At 36.9% G+C, this 20654-nt stretch carries 19 protein-coding genes; 3 read left to right on the forward strand and 16 right to left on the reverse strand.

Features of this window, described 5'->3' with window-relative positions:
* Positions 1-147 precede the first annotated feature (147 nt).
* Both ACIQXW_RS10920 and ACIQXW_RS10925 read left to right on the forward strand, forming a co-directional pair.
* The gene (locus ACIQXW_RS10920) at positions 148-684 is read left to right on the forward strand and encodes a tubby C-terminal domain-like protein (protein WP_340823657.1); all 537 of its coding nucleotides are present in this window, start codon (positions 148-150) and stop codon (positions 682-684) included.
* Positions 685-736: 52 nt separating this feature from the next.
* Entirely contained in the window at positions 737-934 is a 198-nt protein-coding gene (locus ACIQXW_RS10925; protein WP_340823655.1) for a YwbE family protein, read from the forward strand.
* Positions 935-1098: 164 nt separating this feature from the next.
* Here ACIQXW_RS10925 and ACIQXW_RS10930 read toward each other — a convergent pair whose 3' ends face one another.
* From ACIQXW_RS10930 to ccpN, 14 genes are all read right to left on the reverse strand, one after another.
* Entirely contained in the window at positions 1099-1989 is an 891-nt protein-coding gene (locus ACIQXW_RS10930; protein ID WP_402761962.1) for a PhzF family phenazine biosynthesis isomerase, read from the reverse strand.
* A 327-nt stretch (positions 1990-2316) separates the two neighbouring features.
* Positions 2317-2853 (reverse strand): NADPH-dependent FMN reductase, encoded by a 537-nt coding sequence (locus tag ACIQXW_RS10935; protein ID WP_340823651.1) that lies wholly within the window; start codon positions 2851-2853, stop codon positions 2317-2319.
* 319 nt (positions 2854-3172) lie between these two features.
* Positions 3173-3421, reverse strand: a complete 249-nt coding sequence (locus ACIQXW_RS10940; protein WP_340823650.1) for a DUF2164 domain-containing protein — start codon at positions 3419-3421, stop codon at positions 3173-3175.
* Between the two features lie 168 nt (positions 3422-3589).
* The gene (locus ACIQXW_RS10945; RefSeq protein WP_340823649.1) at positions 3590-4207 is read right to left on the reverse strand and encodes an ABC transporter ATP-binding protein; all 618 of its coding nucleotides are present in this window, start codon (positions 4205-4207) and stop codon (positions 3590-3592) included.
* A 22-nt stretch (positions 4208-4229) separates the two neighbouring features.
* Positions 4230-6242, reverse strand: a complete 2013-nt coding sequence (locus tag ACIQXW_RS10950) for a hypothetical protein (protein ID WP_402761967.1) — start codon at positions 6240-6242, stop codon at positions 4230-4232.
* 873 nt (positions 6243-7115) lie between these two features.
* Complete coding sequence (locus ACIQXW_RS10955; protein WP_402761970.1) at positions 7116-7340, reverse strand: hypothetical protein; 225 nt, start codon at positions 7338-7340, stop codon at positions 7116-7118.
* 15 nt (positions 7341-7355) lie between these two features.
* Complete coding sequence (locus ACIQXW_RS10960) at positions 7356-8477, reverse strand: Nif3-like dinuclear metal center hexameric protein (protein ID WP_340823643.1); 1122 nt, start codon at positions 8475-8477, stop codon at positions 7356-7358.
* 1 nt (position 8478) lies between these two features.
* Complete coding sequence (locus ACIQXW_RS10965; RefSeq protein ID WP_402761974.1) at positions 8479-9171, reverse strand: tRNA (adenine(22)-N(1))-methyltransferase; 693 nt, start codon at positions 9169-9171, stop codon at positions 8479-8481.
* A gap of 155 nt (positions 9172-9326) precedes the next feature.
* Positions 9327-9677 carry a cytochrome c550 gene (gene cccA / locus ACIQXW_RS10970; RefSeq protein WP_172772070.1) on the reverse strand — a complete coding sequence of 117 codons (351 nt, stop codon included), beginning with the start codon at positions 9675-9677 and terminating at the stop codon, positions 9327-9329.
* Between the two features lie 495 nt (positions 9678-10172).
* Positions 10173-10739, reverse strand: a complete 567-nt coding sequence (locus tag ACIQXW_RS10975; RefSeq protein ID WP_401017805.1) for a hypothetical protein — start codon at positions 10737-10739, stop codon at positions 10173-10175.
* Between the two features lie 283 nt (positions 10740-11022).
* Positions 11023-12150 carry an RNA polymerase sigma factor RpoD gene (gene rpoD, locus ACIQXW_RS10980; RefSeq protein WP_340823637.1) on the reverse strand — a complete coding sequence of 376 codons (1128 nt, stop codon included), beginning with the start codon at positions 12148-12150 and terminating at the stop codon, positions 11023-11025.
* Between the two features lie 32 nt (positions 12151-12182).
* Complete coding sequence (gene dnaG, locus ACIQXW_RS10985) at positions 12183-14015, reverse strand: DNA primase (protein ID WP_340823636.1); 1833 nt, start codon at positions 14013-14015, stop codon at positions 12183-12185.
* A gap of 208 nt (positions 14016-14223) precedes the next feature.
* Complete coding sequence (locus ACIQXW_RS10990) at positions 14224-15036, reverse strand: pyruvate, water dikinase regulatory protein (protein ID WP_340823635.1); 813 nt, start codon at positions 15034-15036, stop codon at positions 14224-14226.
* Between the two features lie 18 nt (positions 15037-15054).
* On the reverse strand, positions 15055-15687 hold the full coding sequence (gene ccpN / locus ACIQXW_RS10995) for a transcriptional regulator CcpN (RefSeq protein ID WP_172772074.1): 633 nt from the start codon (positions 15685-15687) through the stop codon (positions 15055-15057).
* Positions 15688-16193: 506 nt separating this feature from the next.
* Here ccpN and ACIQXW_RS11000 point away from each other — a divergent pair.
* Entirely contained in the window at positions 16194-17579 is a 1386-nt protein-coding gene (locus tag ACIQXW_RS11000; protein WP_401010533.1) for a glycine--tRNA ligase, read from the forward strand.
* Positions 17580-17903: 324 nt separating this feature from the next.
* Here the strand turns inward: ACIQXW_RS11000 and ACIQXW_RS11005 are convergent, their stop codons facing one another.
* Complete coding sequence (locus ACIQXW_RS11005) at positions 17904-18668, reverse strand: GNAT family N-acetyltransferase (RefSeq protein ID WP_402761981.1); 765 nt, start codon at positions 18666-18668, stop codon at positions 17904-17906.
* A gap of 115 nt (positions 18669-18783) precedes the next feature.
* Entirely contained in the window at positions 18784-20502 is a 1719-nt protein-coding gene (locus ACIQXW_RS11010; RefSeq protein WP_402761983.1) for an HD-GYP domain-containing protein, read from the reverse strand.
* Positions 20503-20654 lie beyond the last annotated feature (152 nt).

Consider the following 20654-nt stretch of genomic DNA (forward strand, 5'->3'; position numbering starts at 1 on the left):
TACAATCAAATGTAGTTTTATTACATTGAACAGATTTTAATAATTCCGAACAAGAAAACGTAAATGTTAGAGAAATTTATATTCAACTAATAATAGTGAAACCTCCAGTCTAGCTTACTCGTATAGTAAGTAGATTGGAGGTTTTTTATGGCAACATTTACACTTACATATCCAAAAGCATTTGATAGACTTTCAAAATTACCAATCCTAAACAGTCAAAATGAAACAGTTTGCATACTCCAAAAAGTTGAGCGCTCAAATATCGGAAAAGTACTTAATGCAGCCTCTCTAGTAACATCACAGCAACCGTTACCGCACCGTTATGAAACACGGACAACGCATGGAGAGCCCCTTTTTCAAGTGCGTTCTACGCTGCTCACAAAAGGTGTCAGTCATGAAATTATCATGCCTGATGGGAGTATCATTCCTATTCAAAGAAAAACTGTTCAATTATTAGAATCTTCCTATTCCTTTACGATGGATGGTCTTGTCTTTCGCTTTGAGAAAGATTTCACATCGACTGCTTATTTATATTGTAATGATGAAAAAATTGCGAGTGCAAACTTCGTAGAAAATGGGATAGTACGGGAAGGCATCATTTATAAGCTATTCCATTCGGAAGATACTTTATTTGTTGCTTTACTAGCCTCATTGTTTCAATCTCTATTTGCAATAGGTAACTAACAGCACTTATGCTATAATTTGAATCATTCTATATATATATGTGAGGTTAAGTATGAACGGTCAAAACAGAAAAGATATTCACCCAGGGCTTGAAGTCAATATTATTCTTAAAAAAGATCAGCGAACAGGCGTTAAAACGAAAGGGATTGTGAAAGATATTTTAACCAATTCCTCACACCATCCACATGGCATTAAGGTTCGTTTAACGGATGGCCAAATAGGTAGAGTATGTGATATTTTACAAAAATAAAGAAAGAGACTGTTCTAGCGATGAACAGTCTCTTTTGTTTAAAATTGTTTGAGTGCCTGGCACTTAGCCAGTGTAAGCCTCACCCCTCGCTAACACGCGGGATTGCTCCGTCTTACTTTGCAAAATATATGATTAGTACGATAAATTGTGTGAGTGCCTGGCACTTATATTTGCACTTTCAATTCCGTGACATAGACAGCCGTTCCAGTGATTGAAATATCCAAGTTGTTGTCCACTTCGTTCACATGGACATAAACACGACCATCTCGATCAAGCTCTTGTCCTTGTTCAACAACAAGTGTTTTCGGGTATGTTATATTACTATCAACATACTTCGCATAATATGCCCCCATCACACCTGAAGCCGTTCCCGTTACTATATCTTGAATTGTGCCAGAGTATGGTGAAGAAAAATGTCTTGCATGCATATTTGCCGTTTCATCTAATGCCTCTAAACAAAATGGATGCAAGGAAGCTGTTGGCATTTCATTTAAGATAGACGGAAATTTAGCGGTTTGTGGATTCATCTTTTTGAAAGAGCTTAATTTTTGGACAGGTATTAGTAGGGTCCACAATCCTGTGCTACCATAGACAATTGGTAAATCTGAATGTAATTCATCCTCGTCAATGCCTATTGACTCAGCAAGCGCAGCTCTAGAGCCATTAAATGCTTCAAACTGTGGTGCAGCATGCTGCATTGTTATGTATAGCTTTTCATCTTTTTCTTCCAGACGAATTGGTAATATTCCGGCCTTTGTTTCGATTGTAATAGTCGTTTTGTTCGCTAATAAGCCTTGTGTTTGTAGTGCATAAATGGTTGCCATTGTAGCGTGACCACATAAATCGACTTCATGCCCTGGTGTAAAATAACGAATGCGTATATCAGCTGTTTCAGACGTCATTGCAAAGGCTGTTTCATTAAAGCCAACCATTTTGGCAATTTCTTGCATCTCATGCTCACTGTATTGATTTCCTTCCACTACAACTCCAGCAGGATTCCCCTTATTTGGTACGTGACTAAATGCATCATAATGTTGAACAGTTATTGTTTTCATAAACTTCCCCACTTTTTTGTTAGAATGCTATTCAGGTTTTGATGGCAGAACTGTCAAATGATCCATTCTGCTTTCATTAGCATAACGCATAATATTACCCTTTGGTAAAGTTTCTTTAAAGTTTATTAATCTATCTTTTATGCATAGTATTCAAATTCTTATTTCGTAAAAATCCAGTTCGCTTTACGTGCGTTCCCTCAGGATTCTTCGTGGATTTTCGCTTGGATAGCCATAAAATTTTCAAAATTGTTTGAGTGCCTGGCACCTAAAAAGCATACTGGAAGTACTCCAGTATGCTGAATAACATGCTATATAATTCACTCTAGCCTAGCGAATTGTTTTTAAGGCTGTTGCCCATGGAATGACTTGATCTAACATTTGGTTTACTGAATCAGCTTGCACATCTTTTGGTTTAAACACATTGCCATTTTCAAAATCAGTAAATAACGACAGCGCAGGGTGTACACGAACATCTGCTACTGATAATTCTCCAAGAATACCACGTAAATGTTCGGCCGCACGTGCACCACCTACTGAACCGTATGATACAATTCCAGCTGCTTTATTATTCCACTCTTCACGTAAATAATCTAGAGCATTTTTAAGCGCTCCTGAAATAGAATGATTGTATTCTTGAACAATAAAAACAAACCCATCACATGCAGCTACTCTTTGAGACCATGCTGCTGCTCCAGAAGCATCGCCACCTGGTTCTCCTAAAAGAGGTAGTTTGAAGTCGGCAATATCAATAATTTCATATTCTGCATCACGGCGTTTTTCTGCTAATTCCTTTACCCACTGACCAACTTGCGGACTTACACGTCCTTCACGTGTACTACCTAAAATAATCCCAATTTTCAACATCTCTATTCCTCCTTATTTGTACCTAAAAAGTGTTTTTCTGATTGCTCTTACTTTGGTGATTTTCAAAAAATTTGCGCTCTTACCAATGGTGTTCAAATAAACAGTACTTTATTCAATCAAAATTCATTAAGCAACCTTCGCATCTCGATTACTTTGAATTCATGTATCTTTATTTCGAGATAAAATTAACATATTTACATTGTCCTTGTCAATTGTTTAGCTGTTATTTTTTTGTTTTAAACCTAAAGTATACCAATAAAGATTGATTTCACTAAAGAAAGAGAAACAATTTTCTAGTAATCGTTTCTCTTAATCGTTATCATTTTAATTTTATTGGACGTTCTAGAGCTACTAGCTCATCCTCAATAGCAGATAACTGACTATCCACTACATATTTTGCATCTGAAATCGCTGCATTATAAATATATGGAGCAATATTTTCTTTCACAAAATCAAATACTCTTTCCGCTTCAAAATCGGAAATATCCTCATCTCGTTGATTATAGAAAAAGCGTTGTATATCGGCGATGATTTGCTCTTGTTGTTCCTTTGTTAAACGGATAAACATATTTCGCCACTCCCTTCTGCATTACATTAAATCAAGTATAGACCAATGCTTAATTTTTCTATAGTGACCATTTTTATTATTTTTTACATTCCTACTTATAATTGTCATCCGCCTCGAACCCAAACCAATCACCGATGATAACTTGCCATTTCCCCTCACTTAGACAAATTAAACTAAATCAATGCGTCTATCGCAGACAGTTACAAGTCTTTCATCGTGCGTTGCAATAATCACACTCGCACCGTTTTGACTGCATTTTCTTAATAAATTAATAATAATCTCTCTATTATTTTTATCAAGCGATGCAGTTGGTTCATCCGCATATATAATTGTTGCCTTCTTAAATATTGCCCGTGCAACACCAAGACGCTGTTTTTCCCCCCCTGATAAAACAGCCGCCATTTCTTGACCCCTTCCTTCAAGTCCAACGGTCTGTAGGATTTCTTCAACAAACTTTGACTTTGCTTGCCGCTTATTTAATGTCACGTTATAACTGACGTTTTCATCTTCAATGATGCCATAGTCTTGATAAATAAATGCCGCACTTTTTTTCCAAAAATTCGTTTTTTCTTTTTCATTCCAGTTGCTAGCTTTTTGATTTTCTATCATAATTTCTCCATTGCTTACTGATTGAATAAGACCTAGGCAATTTAAAAGGGTTGTTTTGCCACTACCAGATGGACCCGTAATGGCAATCATTTCGTTACGATTAATATTAAGTGACATATTAGAAAAAATCTTTTTCCCACTAATTTCAATGCCAATATTTTTTGTTTGAATTACCATATAAATTACCCCTTTAGTTCATTTAATTGTACCGATGACTAGTACGATAAAATGCTTGCTTTGCGGATCTCTTAAAGGAAAGATAACTTCCTATCCAATATAAAATTCCGACAAGCAAAGCAGATGAAAGTAATATGCTAAGTTCCATATAGTGTATAAAATAGGCGATTACGGATCCGACAATCGTTGTAATAATGATTGTAAATAGTTGTCGTTTTAAAACCGGTCCAACAATCGATGCGTAAGACAAACCAAATGTGTGCAAAGTGAAAATACGTTTTACATTCGTGCCAGCCCAAAGCCTCCCATTCAATACACCTGTCAAAAACATTGTTACGAAAATAAGCATACCCGCTACAATATAATAGACGTATTGTTGTTTAAACCTTTGAGCAGTTTCCAAAGCAACGTCTGCTATACCATTGATAGAGGTAATATGAGGTTTCATAACGGAGTTAGCTAATGCTGCTTGCAAATGATCTTCATCTAAAAAAACGATATTTCCACTAGAAGCTAAAGATATTAAGAAACGTTTCGTTTTTACAATGTCTGTTAACTGACCGTCTATCAGTATAACCAACGGATTTTCTGCTTGCACTGTTTCACCTGCCAAACCAACATTTGGTGGTAAGGCAAGGAATTTTGATCCCTTATATTCGTAAAAAGTTAAACCTTGCGCTGGATAGACATCATTATGTTTTGTCCATAGTGGAATTTGACCTTCTAAAAACGATGACAATTCATATGGTAAATCTTCAACATTTTTTGCAATGAGTTTCCCGCCTTTGCCTTCTGTTTCCACACCTATTTCTAGCAAATCAATCCAAGCTCTATCCGTCATAATAATGTGATCATAGCCACCCATCTCAGATGGCTCTAATAAAATCGCTTTATCAATAACAAAAGAAAGACTTAAATTATTAGCCTCTTGCATTTTAGAAAAAAAAGCTTCTACATCGGGAAGTGTCGTCTCTTGTTCTAATGATTCCAAGTCAATCATTGACAGTCGAACGATATTTTGCATTTTGTCCCAGAGCGAATATTCTTTTGACAATTGATTTGTTATTAGTAAAGATGTGATGATAGTCGGTATAACAATTAGCGATAAAATCATGACAAGAACATGGCTTAGCTTTCCCATTATGGAAAACCGCTTCAACGGTATTTGTCTTTTGGCTATATGGGCAGCTTTTGGGCCAGCAATTAGCGAAAGTAATACTGTGATGATGCCAACGACAATCAAGAATAGCAATAGACATAGTATTAGCCGATTGAATACCAATGGAATTTGTCGAATGTCCTTTATGACACCTACATAGCCTAATGAAATAAACAAACCTAGTAAAAAACCGGCAAAGATAAAAGATACTATTGTCGTTGTATCCTCCACATGAATTTTCCCTGCATTAACACCGCCTAATAATCGAATAGACCTTGCTTTTGCATGTTGAAATATCCACGTAATAATTGTCGTTACTAATAACAACAAGGAAGCGAGCACTGCATTTCCTATACCATTTTGAAATAAGTATGCATAAACTATTGTAAGTATAGATGATTCTTGAATAAATAAAATCCTAATTTGATGCTGTTGCGCCCATTGTTTAAGTGCTTCTTGAAATTCTTTTCCACCGTTAAAAGCATAGGTGCCTGATAAAGAACGGGTGCCTATTTCTGCAGCAGAAAGCAACTCACCTGTTAAAGTAGAATCGAACCACTTAATTTCTTTATGCGCTATAAGCAAGCCATAAAATGCTGGTTTAGCAGTCCCAAAATAAATAATATCTTTTTTGTTGTCATAGTTTTCTGGGTCAACAGAAGTTTTTACTACAATCGCTTTATATTGATCTGTTAATCGATTAAGGTCTGAAACCAACTTATCTTTTGCAATAGTGGTTTCAGCAAGATTTAAATCAAATTGATTTGTAGTGCCTAAAGGCAGCCGCTGTTGGACAAGCGACGTATATTGAAAAATAAGTAGAGACAGCATAATTACACAAATCAATGATGTCAATTGTATTGCTCTTTTAAGCATGGCTCTCCTCCTTAATTAAGAAGCTTGGAAAGCCTACTGCGAAAGACATTCCAAGCCTCTAAAGTATTGAAGCTACAGTAATTAATCGCATACTCGATAGTAATTATCATTTTAACGTTTTCTAAATTATGTAATTTCCCTTTCAAAATTTATTTACCAAATGATTCTTTATATCTAGATATTTTTTATTTAGCATAAATTAATAGAAAAATCAATATTTTTTAATATTGATTAAACGTGTTAACAATATGCATATTCACCCTTGATGTCCTATGGCAATTTTTTTGATAGTTAGCAATTCGAATTCCCCTACCTACAGGATTAGTCTATTGGAGCGGTGGGCACGAGGGTTGTAGTTTACAGAGTGCTGCCCGTAGCAGAATTCAACGGCAATAGTCATCTAGGAATGTGACACTAGTTGATTGGAGCGGAGGGAGGCGACTCCTGCGGGAACAGCACACAGCGAAAGACGCAACAAACCGCGCGTTAGCGAGGGTTGCGGCTTACGGTGTGCCCACGGAAAGCGTCCTCCCGTAGCGAAAATCAACAGCAGTATGTATCTCTATTAAAAAGATATTAACCAAAAGGAATTGAGAAGTAACTCGATGCTTTTTTTTATTCTTTTGAAGTTTAAAATTTCCAAGTTGATTGGAGCGGAGGGAGGCGACTCCTGCGGGAACAGCACACAGCGAAAGACGCAACAGTCCGCGCGTTAGCGAGGGTTGCGGCTTACGGTGTGCCCGCGGAAAGCGTCCTCCCGTAGCGGAAATCAACAGCAGTTAAATAAAAATTGGTTGTAGACAATCGTTCATTTACAACAAAAAAACGCAACCTTTAAAGGAAATTCCTCTAAAAGTTGCGTTTATTCACATACTATTTGTTACATTCAAACGAATAGTTCGTTGATAAAAAATTCTTTTCTTTCGTTACAATGGCTTTGCCCCCATCGTCTTCACATTGCTCAGTCATTGCATCTATTTTTTTCTCATTCATCATATTCGTCATAATTGTCATGCCGCCTCCGAACACAGCAATTAGTAAACCAATTATAATCCATAACTTGCCGGCACTATTGCCAGCAGGTCTCCCATTTGCCACTCCCATTCCCCTCTCTTAAACAAATAAAAACGGTTCCGTATGAATAGTAGATTGAACAAATTCTACTGCATATTTTTTTGTGTCACACATCGTCGCCATTTTTTTGGCAACCCCTGCAATCATTACTTTTTCTACATGATGACCTGGGTCTACAATTTGTAAACCAATTGCTTGTGCATCCTGAGCAGTATGGAAATACATATCACCTGTTAAAAACACATCCGCTCCAGCACGCTTTGCCGTATAAATATATTTATTTCCGTCTCCACCAACTACGGCAATCTTTCTTACCTTTGATTGCAGATCTCCGACAACACGAACAGCTGGCACATCTAGTTGTTTCTTTACAAATTCTGCAAAGCCTTTTAACGTCATTTCTTCGGGTAAATAGCCAACACGTCCTAATCCCATAATGTTCGTTTGCTGATCTAAGCGTATCACATCATATGCAGGCTCCTCATATGGATGGGCATTTAACATCGCCTTTAAAACGCGATTTTTAATGGGCGTTGGGAATACCACTTCCACTTTGACTTCTTCTTCCACATGTAACTCACCAACCGAACCAACATATGGATTAGCCCCTTCTAGCGCTCGGAATCGACCTTCTCCACTCGTTGTATAGCTACATGCCTCATAAGAACCTATACGACCAGCGCCAGCCTTTGCTAATGCCTCACGTAACGTATCCGCATTTGCAGTCGGTACGAACACAGCTAGCTTAAGAACATCCTCAGCATACGTTTCTTCTAAAATAGAACGATTTTCAAGCAGCAATGCATCAGCCAATAAATCATTGACACCACCCTCAGCCACATCTAAATTTGTATGTGCGGCATAAACAGCAATATCATGTTTGATAAGCTTTTCGTATAATTGTCCTGCAGGATTGTCCGTACGAATATTGGCTAGGCGGCGGAAAATTGGTGGATGATGCGCGATAATCAATTCACAACCTTGAGCGATAGCCTCATCTGCTACAGCTTCATTGACATCCAATGTGACTAAAACTTTGCTTACAGGTTTATTTAGTGTTCCAATGGCAAGCCCAATTGGATCATTTTCCATACAAGCAAGATTTTTCGGTGACCACGATTCAAATAATTGAATAATCTCCTGACCATTAACAGATTTCATGCTATAAAACTCCTTCCACTAAATCAAGTAGCGCTTTTAATTCTGCACGTTTTTCCTCAATATCAAGTGTTGGCTCTGCCCCTTCAATAGATTGTAAAACGCGCTGCCAATTTTCCCTTTCTCGATTCCATTTTTTCATAAATGCTGGTGATTGGCGAAGCAATAATTTAGGTCCAAATAAGATGTCTGCTGCAGTTAGCTCCATCGGCCCTCGTTGTAAGACAAGAATTTCGTAAATTTTTTCGTCTTCCTCTAAAATATCTTCATCGAGGATTGCCCAATTATTTTTTAAAGCCCATTCCCGAATAACTTTTGCATGAATGTTTGGCTGCAAAATTAGACGTGTAACACCTTGTAAGCTTTGTGGATGTTTCTCTAATATTGACACAATAAGAGGTCCACCCATTCCTGCAATTGTAATAGTATCTACATGGTCTGATTCTTCCACTGCAGCTAAGCCGTCTGCCAATCTAACCGTGATTTGTTCTGTTAATCCTTCTTTTTTCACTTGTCCCACCGCTGAATCATAAGGGCCTTTTACAACTTCTCCTGCTACTGCGCTAGTAGCTATTCCCTTATGAATTAAATAGCATGGTAAATAAGCATGATCACTGCCAATATCCGCCACAACCGCACCTGTTGGAACAAATTTTGCCACTGTTTCTAATCGCTTTGATAATTTTTGTGCGTTCATTTTTAACCGCCTACCTTATATAGAGTCCATTCTAGTATGTATGATGTTGAACAAAAAAACAAATGGAGTTGTCTCATATATTGAGCAACTCCATTATAATAATAGAAGCTGCACTAAAAGCGTAAATACACTTTTAGTACAGCCACTTTTCAAAACTATTCTAGAGTAGAAATGTACTCAGCGATTGCTTTTGCTTCCGCTTCGTTTTTCATTCCTGGTGTCATCGGAGTTCCTGGAATACCGTTTGTTAACACGTCTACGATATGAGCTTCATCTAAACCATGTAGGTTTGGACCAACACTACCAGTTAAGTCACCACCGTGACAACCGATACAAGTTTGTACTAATGCAGAACCATCATCATTAGCTTCTGTAGTTTCGCCACCACCCTCATGTTCAGCAGCAATTTCTTTCTTGTTATCTGCGCCTTGTAAAGACATGAAGAAAATAAGACCAATACCAAATGCCAGAATCAAGATGTAAGGAACGACTGGATTGTTTTTCATATGTTTCCCCTCCTCATTAATAAATCTACTTCTATTATAATATAGAATCAGTCAACATCTAATATTGTACTGCATTAAACATGAAACGAAAAGCCCCATTCGCTAAGTTTTCCTTTGTTTGTAACAATTTCGACATTTCTGTATCAATTGGATAAATTATGTCTTGTTAAAACCAATATTTAGACTTATGGAGAACCCTTTCCAAACGAAAATTGTTTTACTTCTCGCAAATATTTTGCCACTTCAATTGCATTCATATACATCTAAGGATGAAAATTAATTGCTCCTTTCTCGTTAAACCTTTGTGCTTTATTAAGTTGACTATATATAATGACATTTGCATAAATAGGTTATACTATTATTTCAATATATTATTATTCACTATTTTTTCATTGGATTTCTTTTGAAATTACTTTTCCAATAAAGCCATACTGCTATATTAGAAAAACAAACACCCTTCTATGGACAATAGTAGTCATAGAAGGGTGTTGAAATTTACATAAAATTATACAAGTAATAACCAATTAGTGCCACTAGCCCTAGAACACCAGAGACTGTGAAATAAAGTAGTTTCATTTTTAATCCTGAAAATAACCAGACGGCACAATTTGCCGCTATAAAGGCAAATAACGCTATATTATTTCCACTAAAATATGTAGTATACATGCGAATCGATAAACTAAATAACAGTATAGCAGCAATAATATGCAAAGCAGGCGCTAAAAAGTTATTTTTGCTCGCAAACCGGAAAGCTATTATGAATAATGTAATTGCAGCGATTGCTACAATGCCCGTTAAAAAAAGCAACAAAGAAGTTACTGTAAAATAAACATACAAGAGTACCATCATACCCAAGCACAATCCCACAATGAAGAACATCATTTTTCTTTTTTCTAAAGGCAATACAGCCTGTTTATGAGTTGCTGACTCTATCTCCTCTATATCATTTCCCTCTGCATAAAGAGTCGCTAAAAAGTCACAGTAGTGCTCTGGTAATAGCTTATTTTGCTTCCAAAACAATATCTCATTTAAAATAATTTTTTTCCGTGGATTTGTCATCATATATTCTCCAAACATTGCTTAATAATGGTTGTAATACAATTTTATCTCACAAATCATAAAAGAGCATCTGTAAAAAGTCGCAAAAATGGAATGACTACACCGTTCAAATTATATATTTTTACATCACTTAAGCAATTATTTAAAGTTTCTTCCGATAATATATGGATTACATCGAGGGTGTTGCTGTTTTCTAGTTGCGTTTCGATTGCTAATACAAGGCAAACCCCGCCATGAACAGTGATGGCGGGGTTTGCATTTATAGTAAAAGTATTGTGTTTGTTTATTATTCCAAGAAATCTTTTAATCGTTTGCTGCGAGAAGGGTGGCGTAACTTACGAAGTGCCTTTGCTTCAATTTGGCGAATACGTTCACGTGTTACACCAAATACTTTACCTACCTCTTCTAATGTACGTGTACGACCATCATCTAAACCAAAACGTAAACGAAGTACATTTTCTTCACGGTCTGTTAATGTATCTAATACATCTTCTAGTTGCTCTTTTAACAATTCATATGCTGCATGGTCAGAAGGAGACTGTGCCTCAGAGTCCTCAATGAAGTCCCCTAAGTGCGAATCATCTTCTTCACCGATTGGCGTTTCAAGAGATACAGGTTCTTGCGCAATTTTTAAAATTTCACGTACTTTTTCAGGTGTTAAATCCATTTCCTCGCCAATTTCTTCTGGAGACGGCTCACGACCTAAGTCTTGTAACAATTGACGCTGTACACGGATTAGTTTATTAATCGTTTCTACCATGTGTACAGGAATACGAATTGTACGTGCTTGGTCGGCAATTGCACGTGTGATTGCTTGACGAATCCACCATGTTGCATATGTTGAGAATTTAAAGCCTTTGCGGTAGTCAAACTTCTCAACTGCCTTAATAAGCCCCATATTCCCCTCTTGAATTAAATCAAGGAATAGCATTCCACGACCAACATAGCGTTTTGCAATCGATACTACAAGACGTAAATTCGCTTCTGCTAAACGTTTACGTGCTTCTTCGTCACCTTGCTCAATTCGCTCTGCTAAAGCAATTTCTTGCTCTGCAGAAAGTAAATCAACACGGCCAATCTCTTTCAAATACATACGTACAGGATCATTAATTTTTACGCCTGGTGGTACGCTCAAATCGTTTAAATCGAACGTTTCTTCGCTAGCTTCTTCTTTCATCAAGCTCTCTTCTTCAAATTCTTCTTTACCAATAATTTGAATGTCCTTATTTTTTTCAAGATCTTCAGCGAAGTGGAAAACTTCTTCATTTTCCAATTCATAAGGCAATAATTTCTCTGAAATTTCCTTCATGGAAATTTCACCTTCAGTTTTCGCCTTTTCTTGTAGTAATTTTTTTGCTTCATCTAATGTAATTTCTACTTCTACCTCTTTTGAACGTTCAGACTTGTCCGCCATAAACCTTCCTCCTTCTAAACAACCGAATCGGGTTAAATCGCCGATAACGATTTTCTTAAATGAATAATCTGTTGGGCGATTTCAAGAGCACGCGCATACTCGTGCATCTTCTCCGCTTCCTTTGACTCATGCATCTTTTGATGAATTTCTTGCTCAATTCTATATTTTTGAAGCTGTCGGATAGAATCTGCGATTTCTGATTCTGCCTGGTCAGGATCACGTTCTACTAAAGCAGCTTCCATAACAATTTTGCGTAATTCAGCGTCATCTAAGATTTCTACAAAGCGCTGATAATCTGGATGACCATATTCCTCATAAAATCCTACCAATCGAACAAATACAGCCATATATGCATCTCTTACAAAAGGCTCTGTTTGCTCACTACGTAATACCCTGTCCACTACATCTATATTATGAAGCATATGAGCCAGTAATAAACGTTCGGCACGTTCTGCTGCGTCCATAGGCTTTTGTTGCTGCGTGACTGGCATCGAAGGTGTATGCGTTGGCATTTCCACTTTCGCAGAGCGTACTTGATTTGCCTCTAATTTTCGGAATTGGGCATAAATAGCTTCTTCCGAAATCGTCGTTTCATTTGATAGCTGTCGGATATACAAATCTCGCTCAATTGGTGAGGAGCTACCCACTAATTGTTCGAGTACTTCTTGAATATATTGAAGCGTATCATTTTCAAATTGAAAATTCTTATTTCGTCTAGCATGCATCATCATAAAAGCAATATACGTATGTGGGTTTTCCAAAATTTGTTCCTTAAAAGCCTGTCCACCTAAACTTTGAATATACTCATCAGGATCGAGCTTATCAGGTATCACCGCAATATTAACTTTCATGCGCTCCGTTTGTAGTAACTGTGCCGCTCTTTTCGCCGCATCAAATCCAGCATTATCACCGTCATAGCAAATTGTAACTTGCTCTACTAAGCGTTTTAGCTTTGTGATATGCTGATTCGTAAGCGAGGTTCCCATTGTTGCTACGGCATTTGTTACGCCAACTGAGGTTGCAGCCAAAACATCCATAAAACCTTCCATCAACACTACTTGACGATTTTTTCTAATAGAGGTTCGTGCCTTATCTAGGTTATATAACACTTCACTCTTTTGAAAAATTGGTGATTCTGGACTATTTAAATATTTTGCCTCTTCACCTGTCGATGACAATATTCGTCCTGAGAAGGCAATAATTTTACCGTTCTCATCACGAATCGGGAACATAATACGTCCTCGAAAACGATCAAAATAGCGTTCTTCCCCTTCACGTTTGATTATTAGACCACTATCTGCGATTTCTTGTAAGTTATAACCTTTTCTTTCAAGCAATATCGTTAATGCATCAAAGCTTGGGAGAGACCATCCAATGCTATTAGATTCTATAAGTTCCCTTGTAAATCCTCTTTCTAGCAAATAATTTAAAGGCTCTTCCCCATCTTCTGTGTTTAGCAGTAAATGATGAAAAAAATCTGCCGCAAAAGCATGCGCTTCTTTCATCCTCTCTTCCGCTTTAGAAATCTTTGTCGTCGCCTCTGGTAAGCTTGGGCCTACATCTAAATGCATACCAACACGTTCACCAAGTTTTACGACGGCATCTGGGAAAGAAATCCCTTCGATATCCATGACGAAAGTAATAGCATTACCACCTGCTCCGCAACCAAAGCAGTGAAAAATCTGTTTGTCTGTTGACACAGAAAAAGATGGCGTTTGTTCTCCATGAAAAGGACAGAGACCAAACCAATTGCGCCCACGCTTTGTCAGCTGCATATATTCGCTTATGACATCCACAATATCTGATTGTGTACGAATCTGCTCAATCACTTCTTCTGGTATTTTCCCTGCCAAACTCATCACCATCTTTAATTTACGTTCTAGAACACAATTCGATATCCGTTTTAAAAATCCTTTATTTCTCGACAAAAAAATAGGATTTTTCTCATTTTAAATATTTTTACCACAATTTTATTATTATAAAACAAATTTTAGTATTTATCTATACAAATTTAAAAACCCACTCAAAAAAACCGCCTCTACTAACCCGAGGTGGTTTACTAAATTTGGTTTCTTATTTACGGCTTGCAAGATATTCAATAATAACGTTAGCTGTTTCCTCTACCGCTTTGTTTGTTACGTCAATCACTTTGCAACCTATTTCATCAACAACTTTTTCAAAATGTTGTATTTCCTCTAAAATACGTACATGTTGCGCATAGATGGCGTCATCATTTAAACCTAATGTCATTAATCTTTCTTTTCGTATCGAGTTTAATTTATCAGGGGAAATAACTAAGCCAAAACATTTTTTCGGATCAATTTTTAATAATTCTTCTGGTGGTGCTACCTCCGGGACTAACGGTACATTTGCCACCTTATAACGTTTATGTGCTAAATACTGTGAAAGCGGCGTTTTTGAAGTGCGTGAAACTCCAACAAGTACAATGTCAGCCTGCAATAAGCCTCGTGGATCTCTGCCATCATCATATTTCACGGCAAATTCAATCGCCTCAATTTTTTTAAAGTAGTCATCATCCAGTTGATGCACAATACCTGGAGTTTCTAATGGCATTTCTTCCATAAAGGTTGCCATCGATTTTAATGCTGGTCCCAATATATCTACAGCATGAACTTTTTCTTTTTCGCATAGATCATGCAATAATGCACGCATGTCTTGTCGAACAAGTGTATAAACTACAAATGCCTTCTGTTTCGCAGCGAGGCAGACTATTTTTCGAACAAGCTCTTCTGTTTGAATATGCGGAAAGCGCCGAATAATCGTATTTTCTAAGCCTGGTCGGAACTGGCTAATAACTGCCTTAGCTACTTGATCACCAGTTTCGCCGACAGAATCAGATATAACAAAAACGCGTAATCTCTTCATTCTGTTCCCCTTCAACTGTTAGACATTTTGCGCAAGAGATAGGAAAGCACGTGTAATGGTTGTTTTAGTTAAACGGCCCACTATCGTCAATCCACCCTCTTGAGGTTCGATTACCGGTAACGAATCTACTTCTCGTTCTATTAACTTATTTGCTGCAACAACTAACGAATCTGATCTTTCACAGTACGAGATATTTGGCATTCGTGTCATAATAATATGTACAGGAATTTTATTTAAATCCTGCGTGCCAATACTTGTACGCAGTAAATCTTTACGAGAGAGAACCCCAGTTAAAAATTCGTTCTTATCAACGACAAAAAGGGTTCCGACATCCTCTGAAAACATGAAACAAATGGCATCATATACCGTCATTGTTTCAGGTACAACAACAGGTCCCGAGTGAAAATCTTTTACTTTTAAATTGTTAATGCTATCCATTAAAGTTACGGATGTTTTTTTCCCAGAATAGAAATAACCAACTCGTGGTCTAGCATCTAGAAAGCCAGCCATCGTCAAAATTGCTAAGTCTGGTCTTAAAGTTGCTCTTGTCAGATTGAGACGTTCTGCAATATGCTCCCCTGTTATCGGGCCGTTCTCTTTCACAATTTGTAAAATGTCTTCCTGACGTTTGTTGAGTTCGATTGGACTCACCGCCTCAAATCTAATAGTGTTATACTTATGCTCAATTATTATATACTATTTTAATGGTTATTGCGAAGAAAAGAACTACATGCTACAATATTGACACATACGCTTGCTCTAAATGTATTTTCGAGCAAACTTGCGTTATACAGGCGATGATAGGAAAAAAGTATCTGTTCAATTTTTAGCGAGTAGAAAATGGTGAAAGTCTACAATGTGGCAGAGAAAAGGCACTCCTTGAGCTAACTTTTTGAAAAGAGGTTTTAAACAGTTCGTTTAAAACAATCAGGGTGGAACCGCGGGTATTAGCACTCGTCCCTGGGCATTATTTGTGCCCGGAGACGGGTGCTATTTTTAATTTAGCTCGTGCTAAATTAAAATCATGCAATATGCGCATGTGGCGAATTAGATTTGAAAATGACAAGGTTGAACTGGTCATTCTTCCAATTCGTCGTCATGTAACACATTTACTTTTCACTCTTGTGCAAGTAAAAATTATGAAGGAGGCTATTATAATGGCTAACAAATCAATGGAAACAATCGTATCTTTAGCAAAGCATCGAGGCTTTGTCTTCCCAGGTTCTGAAATCTACGGAGGCTTAGCAAACACTTGGGATTACGGTCCACTTGGTGTTGAATTAAAAAATAATGTTAAAAAAGCTTGGTGGCTAAAGTTTGTTCAGGAATCAGAGCATAATGTTGGTATTGATGCGGCAATTCTTATGAATCCAAAAGCATGGGTCGCATCTGGTCACGTTGGTAACTTCAACGACCCAATGGTAGACTGTAAAGCTTGTAAAGCGCGTCACCGTGCAGATAAAATCATCGAGGATGCTGCCCTAGCAAAAGGTGATGAAATTATTGTAGACGGTATGACTTTCGATCAAATGAAAGAAACAATGGTGAAATACGATGTTGTTTGTCCTGATTGTGGGAAAGCAGATTTCACTGATATCCGTCAATTCAATTTAATGTTTAAAACATTCCAAGGTGTTACAGAATCTTCAACTAACGAAATCTACCTACGTCCCGAAACTGCACAAGGAATTTTCGTAAACTTTAAAAACGTTCAACGTTCTATGCGTAAACGTACACCATTCGGTATTGCACAAATCGGTAAATCTTTCCGTAACGAAATTACACCAGGGAACTTCACATTCCGTACACGTGAATTTGAACAAATGGAGCTTGAATTTTTCTGTAAACCAGGTGAGGATCTTGAATGGCATGCATATTGGAAAGAATTCTGTAAAAACTGGTTACTAAACTTAGGAATGAAAGAAGATTCGATGCGTTTACGTGACCACGAGGATGACGAATTATCGCATTACTCTAACGCAACAACAGATATCGAATTTAAATTCCCATTCGGCTGGGGTGAGCTTTGGGGTGTAGCTGATCGTACAGACTACGACTTAAAACAACATATGGAACATTCAGGTGAAGATTTCACTTATATTGATCCTGTGTCAAACGAACGATATGTACCTTACTGCATCGAACCATCTTTAGGTGCTGACCGTGTTACATTAGCATTTTTATGTGACGCTTATGATGAAGAAGAGCTAGAGGGTGATGATAAACGTACAGTATTACGCTTCCACCCTGCTTTAGCACCATTTAAAGCAGCAGTACTTCCACTTTCTAAAAAGTTATCGGATGAAGCTGCAGATGTATGGTCAGAGCTACGTAAATCGTTCCCAGTTGATTTTGATGAATCTCAATCAATCGGTAAACGCTACCGACGTCAAGATGAAATCGGTACGCCATTCTGTATCACATTCGATTTCGATTCAAAAGAAGACGGTCAAGTAACTGTTCGTCACCGTGATTCAATGGAACAAGTTCGTATGCCAATCGCTGATGTAAAAGCGTATATCGAAAAGCATCTTCAATTTTAAATTGAATTAAATTTGTCTAAAGTCAAACGGCTGTGACAAAAGAAATAAGTGTTAGATTGACTGCAATCAATCTGACACTTTTTTCTATGCCGTTGATGTCTGCTACGGCGGTTGCTTTTCGAAGGTTTACAGGCGATTCATGGACTTTTACCGGCGATTTCTTCTGTCTCACCAGCGATTCATGGACTTTTATCGGCTGTTTCTCTAGGTTTACCGGCGATTCGCGGACTCTTATCGGCGATTTCTTTCGTCACACCAGTGATTCATGGACTTCTCTCTGCGTAATTGCGTCCTGATTTATTATTTTCATCTACAATCTCACTGCTAAAATGTACGTAACTCTTTTAAACGTTTCATCGCTGAATGGACAGTAAGTCTGTGAAAAGCTATTAATTTACCTTTATAGACGACTCCATAGATACCATATGGTGTTGGAGAAAATCTCAACAATTCTTCCCTATTTTGCAAATCAATTAATTGTGCCTGAATGCCAAGTTTTTTTGCGCCCTCCACAACATTGTCCGTTGCAATATCTACAAATGGGCATTGAGGAGTACGGAAAATCGTTAACTCTTGAAAGGAAGATAGCCTCTCATCCCAATCATTCGGAAAATATGGATCAGGCGCATTTCCAAATTTACAAACTAACAACTCAAAGCCATATGGCGCGTGAGCTATTTCTTTGAAATTATGCTTTAAAAAAATATGCTTACTTGGAGTCCAAGAAGTATCTGGGTTTGTGATAACAATTACCCCTGCCTTATTTTGTTCCTTAGCATCTAATAGACACTTATTAATCAATTTAGAGGCATAGCCCTTTCCCGTAATACCTACCCATAAACAATGAATCACCATATAGTTTTCACCAAACACAACTCTTGAAGATGACTCAATTGGTGTATATTCAATAAATCCTGCCTGCTTATTATTCTCCATTATTTTTATATACTTTAAACCTTCGTGAAATCGTTCAAGAAGCCATTTATTTTTATTTATGTATCCAGTAGCATTCGTTTTACTACGTTGACAAAAGCAACCACTTTGAGAAATATTATGTTCATTTAATTCTATTACATAATCAATAACCACTATTACGCCCTCCTAAAACTAGCTTCATATACTTATTATTTTCAATACTAAACAAACAATCCCTTTTTATAGATGCAAAAATAAAAACCAAATCAAGTTTTGATTTGGCCATGTTCTATGCTTTTAACGATATAAATAAACGCTCCTGCATTTTTTCCTCAAATAAAAACTTTTTCATACTCATTCCAACTAAGTTTACTAATAGTTCCTCAATATCACTTAAAGAATAATATAAAAATGTGCCTTCACGCATAGGGCGAACTCTTTTGTCTATTGTCAGTTCCTCCTCGATAAAGTAGGCAACATTGACCCCGCAATGCTCCATCAGTTGTGTAATACGTTGATCGTCGCCAGGATTAATAAAGAACGGTACAATTTTATCAATATACAAAATACTCTGAACAAGTTTGATAAAAAAGTTCTCACGCATAGAAGTTTCAACAACTAGAATTGTTGTTTGCTCATGCTGATAATCCATGTACAAAACACTTAATTGCTCTTCCAATAGTTTCTTTAATATATGAATGGAATTTTTAAATTTCTTCATATCTGTTTGAATTTCTCGAGTTAGTAGCCGTAGAATACGATAGGCAGGTAGAAAGATTTTTAAAACTATTTCTTTTGGATGTAAATGATCGATTAATTTATTGAAATATACTTTTAAAGTATTTTCATCATTTCGTATCAACTGTTCGATAAATAAGTTGAAAATTTCTTCAAAACTATTTGCACGATAATCAATCATTTTAACAATCTTTATACTATAATTCAGGGGTAAATTCATGGACGTTTGCTCATCTAATAATTTTACTTTCGGTAACGTTGGAAATAAATCATAGACAAGCTCTACTTGTGCACTACGATTATCAGATAATAACACAACTGAGTTTACAGGATAAATGCCAAGACACTCTACAAATTTATGCATAAACTTTTCATTATATAAATGTCGATCCCGATATAATACAGCTAAAGCATCTGTTGCGTTATATCCCGAATGATATACACGCTTTGAGGTCATCGCCGAATAGACATCAATAATTTGTAATAGTTGAACGCCATCACTCATCTTATCTGCACATAGTTGATTAGGATACCCTTTTCCCGCGAACCGTTCGTGGTGATCACGTGCTAAATAAGCGATATCCGCTTCACCATTTTCTAGAAGTAGGTCATAGCCTTTTGTTGTATGTGTTTTGACAATATCAAATTCATCTTCTGACAGCTTTCTTTTTAAACTTAGTATCTCTTGTGGAATAAATACTTTTCCAATATCATGAAATAAATAACCACGTGCTAGCATCTCTATGTCCGTTAAGCCTAATTGCCGCGCAAAAATAGTTCCCAGTACAAAGGCATCAAATGAATGGACAAACGAGTATTCATCCCATTCTCTTAAACGTATTAGTAAATCGTAGCGATGTTTTTTTTCTAAAATTCGCTCAAACACGCCTCTGACATATGCTGTGTCTTGAGTACTTTTTAAAATTTGACCATAACGTAATTCGTGCACAACACTTTCTAATGTTGTCATAAATAGATTGTTGACTGCTACTTTATATTCATCTATTTCCTCTTTTTGTTCTAAAAGCGGTGCAAATACATCCTCATACTCTCTTGTACGCTGTAAACTTAAATCATGTACAACCCTTACTGAATCTGAAGATAAAAAAACTGATAATTCTTCTACTTTTCTCAGTTTAAGTAATGCAATAATTCTCTCAGTTAGCACTAAATCTTTTTTAGCTAATAGGCGATACTCGGAAAAAATATCTTCTGCTAAAATATCGTTCGCTTCTACTTCGTCAATACTTAATATCACTTTTCTTAGCATTTATTCAGCCACACACGCGTCTTTACAGCATTATGTGACCTCCCTCCCTTTTCCATAGGACTGCATTAATCTAATAACGCACTATTGTACGTTTTGCTGATAGAGGCACGGTTTTCATATATATGTGTTAAATTAAATAATACAAACTAGTT

Source organism: Lysinibacillus sp. NPDC097162 (genome assembly GCF_044762185.1).
In the GTDB taxonomy this organism is placed as follows: domain Bacteria; phylum Bacillota; class Bacilli; order Bacillales_A; family Planococcaceae; genus Lysinibacillus.